This window comes from Halotolerantifilum yawarlongkerapense, assembly GCF_054506745.1.
Map to the genome: position 1 here is coordinate 2,413,154 of NZ_CP199719.1, position 15,479 is coordinate 2,428,632.

Annotated in this window: 10 protein-coding genes; 9 read left to right on the forward strand and 1 reads right to left on the reverse strand. The window is 57.4% G+C overall.

The features are described from left to right. Positions 1–221: 221 nt before the first annotated feature. On the reverse strand, positions 222–1,691 hold the full coding sequence (locus ACULM0_RS11900) for a DDE-type integrase/transposase/recombinase (protein ID WP_463677403.1): 1,470 nt from the start codon (positions 1,689–1,691) through the stop codon (positions 222–224). A gap of 183 nt (positions 1,692–1,874) precedes the next feature. Here ACULM0_RS11900 and ACULM0_RS11905 point away from each other — a divergent pair, with 183 nt between their 5' ends. The 9 genes from ACULM0_RS11905 to ACULM0_RS11945 all read left to right on the forward strand — a co-directional run bounded on the left by ACULM0_RS11905 (position 1,875) and on the right by ACULM0_RS11945 (position 15,318). Continuing rightward, on the forward strand, positions 1,875–3,815 hold the full coding sequence (locus ACULM0_RS11905; RefSeq protein WP_463677752.1) for an Ig-like domain-containing protein: 1,941 nt from the start codon (positions 1,875–1,877) through the stop codon (positions 3,813–3,815). Between the two features lie 159 nt (positions 3,816–3,974). After that, the gene (locus ACULM0_RS11910) at positions 3,975–4,424 is read left to right on the forward strand and encodes a peroxiredoxin (RefSeq protein ID WP_463677753.1); all 450 of its coding nucleotides are present in this window, start codon (positions 3,975–3,977) and stop codon (positions 4,422–4,424) included. Then, complete coding sequence (locus tag ACULM0_RS11915; protein ID WP_463677754.1) at positions 4,399–5,079, forward strand: TIGR01906 family membrane protein; 681 nt, start codon at positions 4,399–4,401, stop codon at positions 5,077–5,079. Before ACULM0_RS11910 ends, ACULM0_RS11915 begins: the two co-directional genes overlap by 26 nt. A 52-nt stretch (positions 5,080–5,131) precedes the next feature. Next, entirely contained in the window at positions 5,132–8,434 is a 3,303-nt protein-coding gene (locus tag ACULM0_RS11920; protein WP_463677755.1) for a PD-(D/E)XK nuclease family protein, read from the forward strand. Beyond that, positions 8,427–11,903, forward strand: coding sequence for a helicase-exonuclease AddAB subunit AddA (addA, locus tag ACULM0_RS11925; RefSeq protein WP_463677756.1), 3,477 nt, complete (start codon positions 8,427–8,429; stop codon positions 11,901–11,903). Before ACULM0_RS11920 ends, addA begins: the two co-directional genes overlap by 8 nt. A gap of 14 nt (positions 11,904–11,917) precedes the next feature. Next, a complete protein-coding gene (cysQ, locus tag ACULM0_RS11930) occupies positions 11,918–12,715 on the forward strand; it encodes a 3'(2'),5'-bisphosphate nucleotidase CysQ (RefSeq protein WP_463677757.1) in 798 nt (265 codons plus the stop codon). Beyond that, positions 12,708–13,232: a cob(I)yrinic acid a,c-diamide adenosyltransferase gene (locus ACULM0_RS11935; RefSeq protein WP_463677758.1), complete on the forward strand. Its 525-nt coding sequence runs from the start codon at positions 12,708–12,710 to the stop codon at positions 13,230–13,232. Before cysQ ends, ACULM0_RS11935 begins: the two co-directional genes overlap by 8 nt. Before the next feature lie 98 nt (positions 13,233–13,330). Then, positions 13,331–14,398, forward strand: a complete 1,068-nt coding sequence (locus ACULM0_RS11940) for a carbohydrate kinase (protein WP_463677759.1) — start codon at positions 13,331–13,333, stop codon at positions 14,396–14,398. Next, positions 14,395–15,318: a pseudouridine-5'-phosphate glycosidase gene (locus tag ACULM0_RS11945; protein ID WP_463677760.1), complete on the forward strand. Its 924-nt coding sequence runs from the start codon at positions 14,395–14,397 to the stop codon at positions 15,316–15,318. The genes ACULM0_RS11940 and ACULM0_RS11945 overlap by 4 nt, the downstream gene beginning before the upstream one ends. Positions 15,319–15,479 lie beyond the last annotated feature (161 nt).

The following is a 15,479-nucleotide window of genomic DNA, read 5'->3' on the forward strand; positions in this document are numbered from 1 at the left end:
CGCCCCTACATAGATCCACGGTAGAAGTTCGAATCGATCTTGCTTTTTACGGTTCAACTTGCTGGGGATCATGACCCAGGTAGTGTCTAAAGATCTATGAAAACCATAGGTCGGCTCGAGGCCTCCCGACAGCTATGGGAAAAGGCAACGGACGAGAAATTTGAGCACAAGAAGTAGCGGTAGTGCGCTACCGCTGGTAGTAGCTATCAACTTCGACAGGGTCAAGCTACCCTTTGGAGCTCCAGGATTTTTTCTTGCGAAAGGTGGAGTAATTTCACCCATTTGTTGGGCATGTCTTTCTGCTTTTCAATCTCTGTAATCGGAACGGGCACCTTGTTCCCCAGGCTTCTGTGGGTTCTGAGAAAGTTGAAGTGAACGGCAAACAGGTTCACATGGCTAACGGATCCGTGATAAGCATGGTAGCCATTGGTCAATCGATAAGAAGCCCGAAAGGTTCTGTTCAAACGTTCGATGATTTGCTTGAGCGGTCTGTACTCCGTTGAAATCGGATCATCATTTGTGAGCCCATAGACCGTGACCAGATCGAACTCAAACTTATCTTCCGGCGTCCCACCGTTCTTTTCGGGCTCTGCGTAGAAGTATTGAGCCAGCTTGTAGATGGGATTTCCATCGGTGATGAAAGTAGGCTTACCATCATAGGGAGATAGCTTTTCTCTCACGTAGGCAAGTGCCTTCATGGCACAAGTAGACGTTCGTCTTTCTGAGACATAATACGAGAGCAGTATCTTCTTGACGGTGTCGATGAAATAAAAGATGTAGGCATGCTTACCCCTGATCTTGATATAGGTTTCATCGCCTGCATAGGAACCGGACAAGTCATAGTCGTAGGTATCCAAAAAGGGTTTTACGATGTAGCCTGCAGCCTCGCAGTAGTTGAGGACAGTTTGGGCAGAAACCTTGTAACAATGGACCTCGCGCATGATTTGCGAGACTTTCCTAGCAGTAAGGCCATAGTTGATCCGGTAGCTCAAAATGAGTCCAAGGATATAGTGTGGTGCGTGAATGCGCGAGAGATCAACCTTCGGAAGATCAATCGATTCACGTGAGAGTTCCTTAAAGTTGCCGTTGAAAACACGGTGGATATACCGAACCTTGAAAAGCGTGGGATAGCATTCGAAACGATCGCGGTCTGCATCCGACATGGCCGCAAGATTGTTGAGATAAAAAGAGCACTGATCATTTCTGCATTTGTACACATTGAAGTTGTCACGCTCCTTAATTCTATCTAGCGGTTTAGCGCAGTGGGGACATCTTAGGGTGAAAGGCTTTCGATCACGGTCGGTCATGATGTTGAAGTTGTGATGACAGACTTTACATCGGTATTGATTTCCCTTGTTTCCGTTGTTCCGGTAAAGATATTTATGAGGCGCCTTGCAGTACGGGCATTTCACGTGACTCGGGACCTTCGCACCACCTCGACGCTGAACAGGACGGATTTTCTTTCCTGTAGCGAGGAAATAGTCGTTGATCCGCTTGTGGTAGCTCGTGTAATCGATCTTTTCAATAAGCGGAGGTTGATCGATTTGGAACTGCTGGTACCTAAGGCTCAATGGACCTTCAGGTTTAGCATTCTTGTAATTGATCGCAAAGTTGAGAATCATGAGGATCTCAATGACTGAAGACTGCGCACAAAGCATAAAAAGTAGCGTGGTCACCAAATTCGTATTCAAGAGGCCAACTCCTTTCGGGTGCTTGGTAGTCGGATATTAATCACCTACACATTTTGGGGAGTATTGAAACCTAAAATGGGGAGGGAAGCCTCTTGAATTATAGATTGCAGCAATTCCAGTGCTTATGCATTGGTTTATACAGTATTCGTTTGACACTAAGATGACCCATGAGGAGGGGATAGTATGTACTGTCAACAAGTGAAAAGAGGCTGGACTCTGCTTCTTGTGTTCGCACTCTTGGTCAGCATGAGCGGCTTGACCTTTGCTGCCAAACCAACGGACGAAGCGAATCTGACCATCTCGAACGAAGATTTTGCCATGACCCTGTCGGAAGGAGAAAGCTATACTTTCGAAGTGACCGCTCGGTACAAGGGATCGGGGAGTCTGAGCTGGGACCGATCGGATCATCTGACAATGGTCGGTGACTCTGTGACCAAGGGAGTGAACGTCTCAGCGACCTTCAGCTTTGTGAGTTCCAGTAGTGGCATCTATAAAGAGCAGGTGACAGCTACTGATGGGACGGTGTCGGATAGTCTGAACGCCACCTTCACGGTGAAAGAGAGCGGACCGGTCAATGAGCCCCCGGTCGTAGAGGACCTAACCCTTACCACCGATGAGGATACACTGGTCACGGGTACGCTCAATGCAACCGACCCCGAGGGAGACGCGCTGTCCGCCGAGATCACCGGGTCGCCCGCGAACGGCTTTGCTAGCGTCAACGGTCTCGAGGTGACCTACACACCCGACCTTAACTTTAACGGCCAGGATGCCTTTGAGGTGACGGTCAGCGATAGCAGTGGCGCCACGGACGTGGGGACCGTGTCCATCACGATCAGTCCCGTGAACGATCCGCCGACAGCGGAGAATCTGGCTCTCACCACCAGTGAGAACACACCGGTCACGGGCACGCTCGTTGCCACGGACCCTGAGGGTGATCAGTTGAACGCACAGATCAGCGTAACCCCAGTGAATGGTGATGCCACCGCCAACGGCTTTGAGGTCACCTACACGCCCGATGCGGACTTCATCGGCCAGGATGTCTTTGAGGTAACTGTCACCGATAGCAGCGGTGCCACGGACGTGGGGACCGTCTCTATTACGGTGGAGGAGAGTACGCCGGTCAACGAGCCACCGGTGGCCGTCGATGACCAGGCGACGACGAACGAAATGACCCCCATCACCATCGACGTGCTGGCCAACGACACGGACGTCGATGGTGGCGATCTGTGGATCGAGGCGGTCACCAACGTGACGGGTGGCTCGGCGGTCAATAACGGATCGGACATCACCTTTACCCCTGGCTCTGCCGGTACGGGTGGTTTCGATTACCAGCTCAACGGGGGTTCGACGGCCCATGTGACGGTGACCATCGAACCGGTGACCACAGCTCCGCCCAAGTACTTGGCCCTCGGGGATTCCATCCCCTACGGTGAGTACTACACGAACGTTTGGAACTATCTTTTCGATGGTACCGATGCGGATAGCTACGTGGAACAGCTCTCTCGCCACCTGTCCATCGCTTCCGGTGATTTTATCGATGCCAGCGCCATCGGTCATAACACCGTCGATGTGCTCTACCAGATCGATAGCCTGTCCGGTGTGATTGCCGAGGCCGACCTGATCACCCTGTGCGTTGGGGCTAACGACATCATGGATGCCGCCGAACGAACGTTCTATGGACTCGACAAATACAACATAAACTGGTCTGAAGCCGACGCGGGCAGGGACAATTTCGAATTGTACTGGCCCCAAGTGATCGATAAGATCGAAGAGCTGAATCCCGATGCGACCCTGGTGGTCATGACGGTGTACAATCCCTACCGGGAGAGCGATGCCTACTACAACCTGGTAGACCCCTATTTTTCCCAGAGCACGGGAGGGGACCTCGGCTTGAACCACCTCATCGCAGAGACCATGGCCCTGGACAACACCCGCTGGGGTGACCGCATCGCCGATAGCTTCGACTACCGGGTGGTCGATGTCTACACGACCTTCAACAGCTATGGGGACCAGAAGGATTATCTGACCGGTTTTTATAACCGTTTTTGCGACCCGCACCCCAACCAAGCGGGGCAAGACGTGATCTTCGAGGCCCATCGGCCTGTGGTCGGAAGCATCCAATGAGAAGGGCAAGGAGTCGGTCCTGAAGGACCGGCTCTTTCCTTGTAGGGGGCGCTAAGATCGTCCAAAGAATAACGATAAACCAAAGGTGGATTCTAGCGTTAACCCGATTCAAAAGGGGGTAAGTAGAGGGTAGTGTCAAAAAGAAGGATGTGAATCAGAATGATGCAATCATTTGCTCTCAAAAACCAACAGGGACATCTCATCACCCACGAGGATCTCGCCGGACACCTTACGCTCCTGTATTTTTATCCGCGTGATTTCTCGAAAAACTGCACCCTACAGGCCCGCGCCTTTATGGAGACCCTGGAGGTCTTCAGAGACCACGGCGTCCATATCGTGGGAATCAGCCGCGATAGTGTCGATCGGCACAAGCGGTTCGCCTCCACCTGTGGCATCACCTATGATCTTCTCGCGGATACCGAAGCGATTCTCCATCATGACTTTGGTGTGATCAAACGACAGCAGATGTACGGTAAGAGTTTTCTCGGTGTGAAGCGTTCCACCTTTTTGATGGATGAAGAGGGAAAGATCCTTCTCAGTTACCGGGATGTCGATGTGAGCCGGCATGTAGAGGAGGTGCTCCGTGACTTGGAAGAACTCAGCGGATAAAGCGCTGACCCTGCTACTGGCCATAGCGCTGGCGCTCTTTCTACTCGTGACCAGCGTACAGCGCATCGCCTTCGATTTGGATTACTTCTCCGACCAGTTCGATGAGAATGGGACGGTGGAGCGGACAGGAATCGCCAAGGAGGACCTGATGATCCTGGCACAGGGCCTCGTCGCCTACTTGGCCGATGATACGGACCACTTGGATTTTGTGCTTCCCGTACACGGAGAGAGCCGAGAGATCTTCGGTTGGCGGGAGAAGGAGCATATGGTCGATGTGAAGGCCATCTTCGTCACGCTCGACCGACTGAGGTTCGTGGCCCTGCTCTTGCTCATCATGGGCACCCTATGGCACATTGGCAGAAAGAAACCCTTCTATCCTGTGCTCCTTGGACAGATGCTGGTGACCCTGGTTTTCGGAGGACTCCTGGGTCTGGCCATGGCCGTGGATTTCTCCCGAACCTTCGTACTCTTTCACGAGCTGTTCTTCTCCAATGATCTGTGGCTACTGGACCCGAATACCGAAATCTTGATCCAAATGCTACCGGAGTCCTTCTTCATGGGCATGGCCGTGCGGATTCTGATCTTGCACCTGGCCCTTTCTCTTTCCATCGGCTTCATCGGTCTGTTAAACTATAGAAGAGGGCGTATCGCGTGATACGGAGACCCTCTTCTTTCTCATTTCATCCTCATTAAGGAGGCGAAAATTTGTGATCCAATTGATCCTGGGGCGTGATGGCCGCGAGCGTTCGGCCGCCCTGTACGATGCCATGCTCACATCCGAGGCGCGGGTGAAGATTCTGCTCGTGCCCGACCAGTATAGTTTCGAAGCAGAACGCGAGTTGATCGAAAAGCGGAAACTGCCGGGTCTCTTTTCTATCGAGGTCCTCAGCTTCAAGCGGTTGATCTACCGCGTCCAACAAGAGGTGGGTTATCTACCCGGGGACCCCATCGACCGAGCGGGCAAGCTCCTGCTCCTCCGGCGCGTGATCCAGAAGACCGATCTGACTTACTACGAGAAGAGTGCCCACCGACGGGGCTTTCTCTCCACCATGGCCGGACAGATCGAGGATTTCAAACACTCCGGCATTGACGATGTGGTCCTCGACCGCGTCGCCGACCGCTTGACGAATCCACTGCTCACCGGCAAGCTCGGCGACCTCTCGGCCCTCTACCGGGGATACGAAGAGGCACTGGGGGACGTCTACTATGATGACGCAGCCCTCTACCGACATTTCGCCGATATCGCCCCCCAGGCTCCTATCCTGAGGGACGCCCACCTCTTTATCGACCGTTTTGACGGCTTTACCGCGGCGGATTTCGAAGTGCTGGCCAGTCTCTTTGATGTGGTCCCCCAGGTCACCATCTCCCTGCTGGCCCCCGAAGCAGATCACGCCCCCGATGCCGGCCTCTTTCTACCGGTGGTCGAAGCACGCGAAAGACTTGCGACAATGGCCGCGGAGCGGCAGATTCCCCTGGAAACACGCCTGATCGCAGACCACGGGGGTTCCGACCTACGCACCTTTTTGATGAAGAATCTCTTCGCCTATCCTTTCAATGTACGCTCCGATTCTGACGAGAGCCTGTCCCTGACCGCCTGCGGCGATGTGACAGAAGAGGTCCGACTGCTGGCGACCAAGATCCAGGCCTTGGCCCGCCAGGGGATGCGCTACGGCGACATGGCCGTGGTCACCTCTTCTATGGCAGACTACCGCCGTCTCGTGGCCCGTCTTTTCAAACGGCACGAGATTCCCTACTTCATCGATGAGCTGGTGGGTCTTGAGAATAATCCGCTCGTGCTCTACCTGGTCTCCATGCTCCGTGCCATGGATCGCGGTTACCCCATGACCGAGATGATGACCTGGATGAAAACCCCCTTCGTAGAGGCGGATCTGGCCACCTTCGAAAATTTTGCGCTGGCCCGTGGCTATCGTGGCAAGAAGTGGACCCTGCCGATCGAGGACAACGAAGCGTTGGAGACCCTGCGGCGGACGGTGCTCGAACCCTTCTTTGGTCTCCATGATGCCCTCCGTCGTGAGAAAACCGTAGCGCGGCGTATCGAGATCATCGGTGCTTATCTCAATGACCATCGGATCCACGAGCGTCAGGAAGCCCTGGTGGTCGAGATGGAAGAAGCGGGGCTACTCGAGAAAGCCCTTGAGAATGCCCAGGTATGGCAGATCCTCACGGATCTTTTCCACCAGCTTTCCCAGCTCATGGGCGAGGAGACCCTGTCCTTCAGGGCCTTTGTGGACCTGGTGGAATCGGCGTTGTCCGAGCACGAGCTGGGGATCATCCCGCCGGCCAGTGATGCCGTGATGGTAGGGACCCTCCGTCGCAGCAAGCTGTCCCATCCCAGGGTGCTCTTTGTCCTGGGTATGAACGACGGACGCTTTCCCGCGGACACCACCGATGAGGTGATCTTCATGGCAGAGGAACTGGCGGATCTCGAGCGCGAGGGACTCCCCCCGCTTATGAGCGTTCACCTTCGCGAGGAGAAGGATCGGATCAAGATCTACGAGCTCTTCACCACACCTACGGAGGCCCTGGTCCTGAGCTATCCAGAGTCCGATGAGGAGGGGAAGGTCCTCAAACCCGCCCTCCTCACCGAGCGCCTCCGTCAGATGCTCCCCGGTGTCTTCGTGAACGCGCCCCAGCAGGATCCCTATAGCCTGGCCGGTTCTGTGGAGGACCAGATGCTCGCGGACCTCCGCTGGTCCCTCGACCGCGGTCGCGTGGATGAGCGTGCGCTCTCGGCCCTGGCCTATTTCGACCGGGAGGAACCCGACAAGGCCGAATGGTACCGCGAGGCCCTTCTCTACGACAATCGGGCCGGGAACCTGAGTCCGCAAACCGTGGAGAAACTATACCGCGGGGGACCCACCCTCAGCGTCAGCGCCCTGGAGACCTTCCGCCAGTGCCCCTTTCGTTACACCCTCCAGTACGGTTTGAGACCGCGTCCGCGGGATACTTACGAGGTCAACGCCATGGACATCGGCACCCTCTTTCACGGCGTGGTCGAACAGCTCATCGAGCGGATGCGTGCCACGGGATTGCCACTCGACGAGCTCACGCCCCTGCACATGAACAGCCTGGTGGACGACATCGTATCGGAAACCGCCCGGACGACAAAAAAACGGGGGATCTTCGAGGAGACGGCCAGAAACCAACATCTTCTCGAGAAGGTGCGTCGCGTGGCCAGACGGTCTGCCCAGGTGATCCTGTACCAGGTGCAGCGGGGTGATTTCGAACCCCGCGCCTTCGAACTGGCCTTTGGCGACCGGGAGCAGATTCCGCCCATGGTCTTCGAACTGCCCGGCGGGCGATTCCTCAAGCTCCGCGGCGTTATCGACCGTGTGGACCTCTACGAACGCGACGGGAAGACCTACGTGGAAATCATCGACTACAAGTCCGGCAAGAAGGCCTTCGACCTCTCTGAGGTCTACCACGGCCTCCAGCTGCAGCTTCTGGTCTACCTCCGCGCCCTCCTGTACAATCCCCAGCTCTTTGAAGCCGGTGGGCTCGAGCCCGCCGCCGTCTTCTATTTCAAGATCGACGATCCCCTGGTCGCTCCGCAGGATAGCGAGGAAGCCCTCGCCGAGGCCCTGCTGAAGGCCCTTTCTCTCGACGGACTGATGGTCGGTGACGTCTCGCTCGTCACAGCCATGGACAGGGATTTTGCCGTGAAACACGACTCGCCCCTGATCCCGGCGAAACTGAAGAAAGACGGCGATTTTAACGCCCATTCAAAGGTGCTGGCCGAGCCGGCCTTCTTCCAGCTGCTCGATCACGTGGAACACACGGTGAAGGAGATCGGCGGGCGGATCCTGGCGGGCGAGGCCGCCATCCGTCCGGTGAACCACGGCGCTTTCGAGGCCTGCCGCTTCTGTGATTTCGGTCATATTTGTCAGTTCGACCGCCGCTTCCATGGGAACGAACCGGAGCGACTCCTGCGCATGAAGAAAGATGTTGTCATCGAAGCCATCGAAAAGGAGGAGACGGACCATGCCTAAGTGGACCCCAGAACAACAGCTGGCCATCGATCACCAAGGCGCCCACCTGCTCGTCTCCGCCGCGGCGGGGTCGGGCAAGACCGCTGTCCTCGTCAACCGCATCCTGCGGATGATCCTGGAGGACAATATCGACGTGGACCGCCTCCTGATCATCACCTTCACCCGGGCGGCGGCCGGTGAGATGCGCGAGCGTATCCAGGAGGCCCTGCTCAACGAACTCAAGGAAAACCGGAGGCCGCAGCGCGTCCGGCGTCAACTGGACCGGCTGGGCCGCGCCCACATCCAGACCTTTCACTCCTTCTGCCTCGATGTCCTGCGATCGCACTTCCAGCTGGTGGGCCTCGATCCGGACTTTTCCGTGGCCGATATCCACGAGGCCGCCCTGCTCCAAGAGGAGGCCATGGGCGAGACCTTGGAGGCCCATTATGCCGCCGGCGAGAAGGCCTTCCTCGATCTGGTGGCCTGTTACACCGACAACCGGCACGACGAGGACCTCGTGGAGATGGTCCGACGCTTGACCTTCTTCCTGGCCAGTGAACCGGACCAGGAGGCCTGGCGGGAGCGGATTCTATCACACTACACCGATGACCATTACCTCGATGCGCTCCGCGGACAGATTCTCGAGCAGCTCCACGCCCTCACCGACCGTTTCGCCGCCCTCGAGGCGCTCTGTACCGATCCCGGTGGTCCCGAGGCCTACCTGGAGACGGTACACGCCGACCGCGACCAGTTCGAGAGGATCATCGAGGGATTTGAAGAGGGTCTCGAAGCAGGTCTCGAGCGCCTGGGTTCCTGGAAGGCGGGCAGGCTCAAGAGCATCCGCAAGACCGATCCGGTGGACCAGGACCTGAAGGAGAGCGCCAAGGTCCTCCGGGATGGGATCAAGAAGACCATGGATGACCTGGCGAAGGCCTTCGGCGGTTTGACCGTCGCGGGACTCCGCAGCGATCTCGCGGCCCTGCGACCCAGGGTCGAGGCCCTCTTTGGGCTGGAGGCCAGCTACAGGGAAAAGCTCTATACCCTTAAGATGGAGAAAGGGCTCTTGACCTTCGATGACATCGAACACGGAGCCCTGTCGGTCCTTGGCAACGAGGGGGTGGCGGAAGCCTACCGTCGTCGTTTCGATGGGATCTTCGTGGACGAGTACCAGGATTCCAATGCCCTGCAAGAGGCGATCATCCGTACCTTCGAGCGCGAGACGAATAAATTTTACGTGGGGGATGTCAAGCAGTCGATCTACCGTTTCCGACTGGCCGATCCCACGCTCTTCACCGCCACCTACGCTGCCTACGGTACGGACGTGGGGGGTGACCGGCTCCGGATCGATCTGTCGAAGAACTTCAGGAGCCGCGATCAGATCCTGGCGGGGATCAACTTCCTCTTCCACCACCTCATGGCGCCGGACCTTGGTGATGTGCACTACGATGAGGCGGCCCGGTTGATTCCCGGCGTCGATTTCGAAGACATCGACGAAAAGGCACCGGTGATCCACCTAGTGGAGACGGGCATCGATGAAGAGGAGGAACTAGACGAGGATCTCGAACAGATGAAGGGCATCGAGATCGAGGCACGCCTCGTGGCCGCAGAAGTGAAGGCGGCTCTTGGCACCACCACCTACGATCCCAAGGCGGGTGTCAAGCGGGAGATCACCTACGCTGACATGGTGATCCTTTCGCGTTCCCTCGGGCCCATGGCCCCCCTCTACGAGCGTGTTTTTGAAGAGGCGGGTCTGCCCCTGTACACCGACTCAAAAACGGGTTATTTCGACACCCTGGAGGTCCATACCATCCTGTCGCTCTTCAAGCTCATCGACAATCCCCTGCAGGATCTGCCCCTTCTGGTGCTCTTGCGTTCGCCCATCGTGGGGCTCGATCTCGAGTCCCTCTTGGCCGTTCGTGTTTCGTCGGACGCCTCACAAGGGTATGCCGAGGCCTGCAGAGACTATGCTGCAGAGGGGGAGGATGCCATCGCCCGGACGCTGGCGGGCTTTTTCGACAAGCTCGACCGCTGGCGCCGGTTCAGCCACTTCGAAACCGTGGAGGAACTCCTCCTGCGTCTTTTCGACGAGACGGGCTACGACCGCTTCGTTGCGGCCATGCCCCGGGGTGAGCAGCGCAGGGCCAACCTGGATCTCTTTCTCAAGCGGGCCGCGGACTTTGCGCATTTCTCTCTCTCGGGTCTCCACGCCTTTATCGATTACGTGGAGCGCGTGAAGATCTCGGGCAATGACTTCGGCGAGGCCAGTACCGTGGGAGAGGGAGAGGATGTGGTGCGTCTGATGACCATCCACAAATCCAAAGGACTCGAATTTCCCCTGGTGTTTCTCGTCGGTTTGGGTAAAAGATTCAATAAGATGGATTTGCGCGGGGACATGGTGATCCACCGCGACGAGGGAATCGGGCTCAATCTGGTCGATCCTGATAAAAGGACGAAACGCGAGAGCTTCGTGAAACAGGTGGTAAAGGATGCCATCGATGCCGATCAGCTCTCCGAAGAGCTCAGGATCCTGTATGTGGGGCTCACCCGCGCCGTGGACCGCCTGCATCTCTTCGGATCGGTCAAGGAGCTGGACAAGGCGGCTGCGACCTGGGTCCGTCCGCCCCAGACACCCCTCCTCCGGAGGGCCACCGGCTACATCGACTGGATCATGATGGTCTTGACAGGGCATCCCGCGTCCCCCCACCCCTTGGAAGGGAAGACACTTCTGGAGGATCCCTTTGGAAGTACCTTCTGTGTACGTCTGCACCGACGGGCGGATCTGGCGGAGAGGAACGAAGAGGAAGAGCGCATGAAGACGGTGGATCGAACCCTGCTCACCCAGGCCCGGGAGGTACCCGCCACCCTCGAGGCAGTGATGGGCTGGCATTACCCCCACGAGCGCCGACACCTGCCCCTCAAGCGATCGGTGAGTGATCTCAAGGCTGCTCAGTCCGACGAACACGCCGTGGTCAAACGACCGCCCATCGGGCCCTGGATCAAGGAAGAACACGCCCTCGATCCCGCCCACGTCGGGCGGATCAACCACCTCTTTCTCGAGAAGATCGATTTTGGACGAAAGTTAGACGACCGTTATTTTGAACAGCTGTCGCAGTGGTTGGTCGAACGCCACTTTCTCGATGAAACAGAGGCGGGGGCCCTCCTTGAAGAGGAGCTCAGGGCTTTCTTCCAAAGCCCGCTGGCTGCGGAGATCGCCGCGGCCGACCGGCTCTACCAGGAGGTACCCTTCCTGATGAAGGACGGAGAGACCTATGTGCAGGGGATCATCGACCTGGTCTACGAGAAGGAAGGGGTCTACCACCTGGTGGACTACAAGACCGATCATGTCGGTCCTGAAAACCTACCGGCACTTGTCGAAATCTACGGGAAACAGCTGGCTTATTACCGCAAAGCACTGGAGGTCATCAACGGTTGGACCGTGGCCTCCTCCACCCTTTACTTCCTGCGGCCCGGCCGCAGCGTGGCTCTTTAGGAGGCGAAAGTTTTATGAACGATTTGCATGAGATGCTCAAGCTGGCCAAGAATTTGGCCTACAAGGCAGGTGATGCGATCCTTTCGGTCTACCACAACGAGTTTGATGTGGTCTTCAAGGAGGATGAGAGTCCCCTGACCCAGGCCGATTTAAAGGCCCACAAGATCATCTGCGACGGCATCCGAACACATTACCCCGATGACAAGGTGCTCTCGGAAGAGGGGAACCACGACTTCATGAGCCCGACGATCGAGGCCCTTTGGGTCGTCGACCCCCTCGACGGAACCAAGGAGTTCGTCAAGGAGAATGATGAGTTCACCGTGAACATCGCCTTCGTGGAAAAAGGGGAGGTGGTCATGGGGGTGGTCTACGCTCCGGTCCAGGATGAGCTTTACTATGCAATCCGCGGTGGCGGCGCCCATCTCCAGCAGGGGAAGAAACTCGAGGAACTCCACGTGTCCAACCGTGTGGAGGAAATCAAGCTCCTGATCAGCCGTTCCCACCAACCGGAACGTAGCAAGCGATTGGTGGATGATCTCGGCAATCGATTTGAATCCGTCACCGCCATGGGTTCGAGCATGAAGGGTTGCCAGATCGCGGCGGGTCGCTTCGATGCTTACTACAATTTCGGTCGCACGATGAAGTGGGACACCTGCGCTATGCAGATCATCGTGGAAGAGGCCGGCGGAACCCTGAAGCGTCTCGATGGACAGCCCATCGATTACCTCGCGGATGATCTGGTAAACCGCGGCTTTTACATCTTGAACCGCGAGGAGAACAATATCCTGGGGGTGCTTGGCAATCATGCGTGAGGATCTAGGCTACGTACACATTTACACGGGCAACGGCAAGGGAAAGACCACGGCGGCTTTTGGTCTCGCCCTACGCGCGGCAGCGGCGGGTCTGAAGATCTACGTGGGTCAGTTTGTGAAGAGCATGCGCTACCACGAGGTGGCCCTGGCCGACCACTACCCCGATGTGACCATCGAGCAGCTGGGGGAGGGATGCTTTATCTTCACAGAGCCCACGAAGAAGGATATCGCCGCCGCCCGATCGGCCCTGGAGAAGGCCAGGGAGATCTTGCAAGAACCCTGCGATTATGACCTGGTGATCCTGGACGAAGTATTCATCGCCTACCACCTGGGGATGATCAGCGAGGCGGATCTCTCGGCACTCATCGCACTGAAGGATCCGAAGGCAGAGCTGGTGCTCACGGGACGCTACTGCCCGGTAGCTCTTTACGACCAGGCGGACCTGGTCACCGAGATGACGGAGATCAAGCATTACTATCAGAAGGGACAGCTTTCCCGTGCGGGTATCGATGTCTAGGAATCCTTCAAAGTCATCCCGATTTGGGGTGGCTTTTTGTCTGCACCCATGATAGTATAAACATAAGCTTAAAAATATAAACAAAAGTTGGTGACGATATGACGGAACGTGAACGCGAAATTTTGAAACGGATCGAAAACGACCCCACGATCGGTCAGCGCGAGCTGGCGGAAGCCATGGGACTCAAACGCTCCTCCGTGGCCGTGCACATCTCGAACCTGATGAAAAAGGGAATCATCCGGGGACGCGGTTATCTCATCGGACGGCGGACGGATGTGGCGGTCATCGGGGGGGCCAATATGGATTTGGTGGGCCGCAGCACCCGGGCCTTCCTCCCCGGGGATTCGAATCCGGGCTCCGTACGCATGAGCCTGGGGGGCGTGGGCCGCAATATCGCCGAGAACCTGGCCCTGCTCGGACACTCCGTGGGTTTTGTCTCCGCGACAGGCGAGGATGCAAACGGCGATCGGATCCGCCGGCATTTCGTGGACCTGGGTGTGCGCATCGAGGACTGCCTGGTGCTGGAGGGACAGGCGACATCCGTGTACCTGGCCATGACCGATGACCGGGGTGAGCTCGTGGGCGCCATCAATGATATGGGCGCCATCGAGCGGCTCACCCCAGCGTATCTAGAGAGTCATGGCGATACCCTAGAGGCTGCGGATGCCTGGGTGATCGATGCCAACCTACCCGCCAGGACGATCGACTACCTGGTGGGCGAGGCGGGAGACAAGCGCCTTTACGCCGAACCCGTCAGCGAGGCCAAGTGTATCAAGCTGGTGGACCACCTGGCCTCCTTTCGCATGATCAAACCCAACCGTCGGGAGCTGGGGCTCCTGGCGGGAGATCCCGATCTCGGTGTGGAAGAAGCGGCGGCCCTGCTCGTTGAGCGGGGGGTCGACAAGGTGCTCGTGAGCCTCGGGCAAGAGGGAGCCCTTCTCGCCACCGTGGCGGGCATCATCAAACGCCCGGCCCTTCCCGTCGAGGTGGTCAATGTGACGGGAGCGGGCGATGCCATGATGGCGGCGGCCATCTCGGCGGATTTAGAGAACATGACAGATGATGAGATCTTACAGCGCGGTCTACAGGCGGCGGCACTGGCCCTCGTCACGCAAGAGACCATAGCGCCCACGATGAACCGAAGAGAACTGGAGGAAAAAGCATGAACAAGCAGTCCTTACCCATGACCTTTGCACCGGAAGTCAAGGAAGCGCTCGAAACTGGCAAGCCACTGGTGGCCCTTGAGTCGACCATCATTTCCCACGGTATGCCCTATCCCGAGAACGTGGCCATGGCCACGAAAGTGGAGACCATCATCCGTGACGCCGGGGCCGTTCCAGCCACCATCGCCATCATCGGCGGGCAGATCAAGATCGGTCTGACGGACCAGGAGCTCCAGTACCTAGCAAGCGCCCAAGGCGTTCGCAAGGTAAGTCGGCGCGACTTGCCCTTTGTCGTAGGCGGTGGCCTCGATGGGGCGACCACCGTGGCGGCCACCATGATCCTAGCGGACCTCGCCGGCATCCGCGTTTTCGTCACCGGCGGGATCGGTGGCGTGCACCGCGGGGCCCAGGATAGCTTTGACATTTCCAGCGACCTAGAGGAACTGGGCAAGACCAGCGTGGCCGTCATCTGCGCCGGAGCCAAATCCATCCTAGACATCGGCTTGACCCTAGAGGTCCTCGAGACCAAGGGCGTGCCCGTGGTGGGTTACGGCACCGACGAGCTTCCCGCCTTTTACACCCGTGAGAGCGGTTTTGGCGTGGACTACCGCGTGGACGGTCCCGATGAAGTGGCCCGGGCCATGAAGACCAAGTGGGACATGGGCCTCCAGGGGGGCATGGTTATCGCCAATCCGATCCCCGAGGAGTCGGCCGTGGACAAAGCCGTCATCGATGAGGCCATCACCCGCGCCCTCTCCGAAGCGGACGAAAAGGGGATTGCCGGCAAGGACGTCACGCCCTTTCTCCTGGACCGCGTGAAGGCCCTCACCGGCGGTAAGAGCCTTGAGGCCAACCTGGCGCTCGTCTACCACAATGCGCGTGTTGGCGCTGCCATCGCCGTCGCCTTCTCTGAGAAACAATAAAGAGAATCGATATCAATTAGCTTGACAAAGGGGAAGTGTCATGGTAAAGTGAGGATACCGGGACGCACCAAGGTGCGCCGGGACTTTTTTCCCCCTCCAAAAATAGATACATTTTCTGGGCTCCTACGCTGTAAGCGATGGGGCCTTTTTTTGTGTGAAAC

Coding starts and splice junctions, on each gene's coding strand:
- ACULM0_RS11905 (WP_463677752.1), top strand. CDS start 1,875: ATGTACTGTCAACAAGTGAAAAGAGGCTGGACTCTGCTTCTTGTGTTC.
- ACULM0_RS11910 (WP_463677753.1), top strand. CDS start 3,975: ATGATGCAATCATTTGCTCTCAAAAACCAACAGGGACATCTCATCACC.
- addA (WP_463677756.1), top strand. CDS start 8,427: ATGCCTAAGTGGACCCCAGAACAACAGCTGGCCATCGATCACCAAGGC.
- cysQ (WP_463677757.1), top strand. CDS start 11,918: ATGAACGATTTGCATGAGATGCTCAAGCTGGCCAAGAATTTGGCCTAC.
- ACULM0_RS11935 (WP_463677758.1), top strand. CDS start 12,708: ATGCGTGAGGATCTAGGCTACGTACACATTTACACGGGCAACGGCAAG.
- ACULM0_RS11940 (WP_463677759.1), top strand. CDS start 13,331: ATGACGGAACGTGAACGCGAAATTTTGAAACGGATCGAAAACGACCCC.
- ACULM0_RS11945 (WP_463677760.1), top strand. CDS start 14,395: ATGAACAAGCAGTCCTTACCCATGACCTTTGCACCGGAAGTCAAGGAA.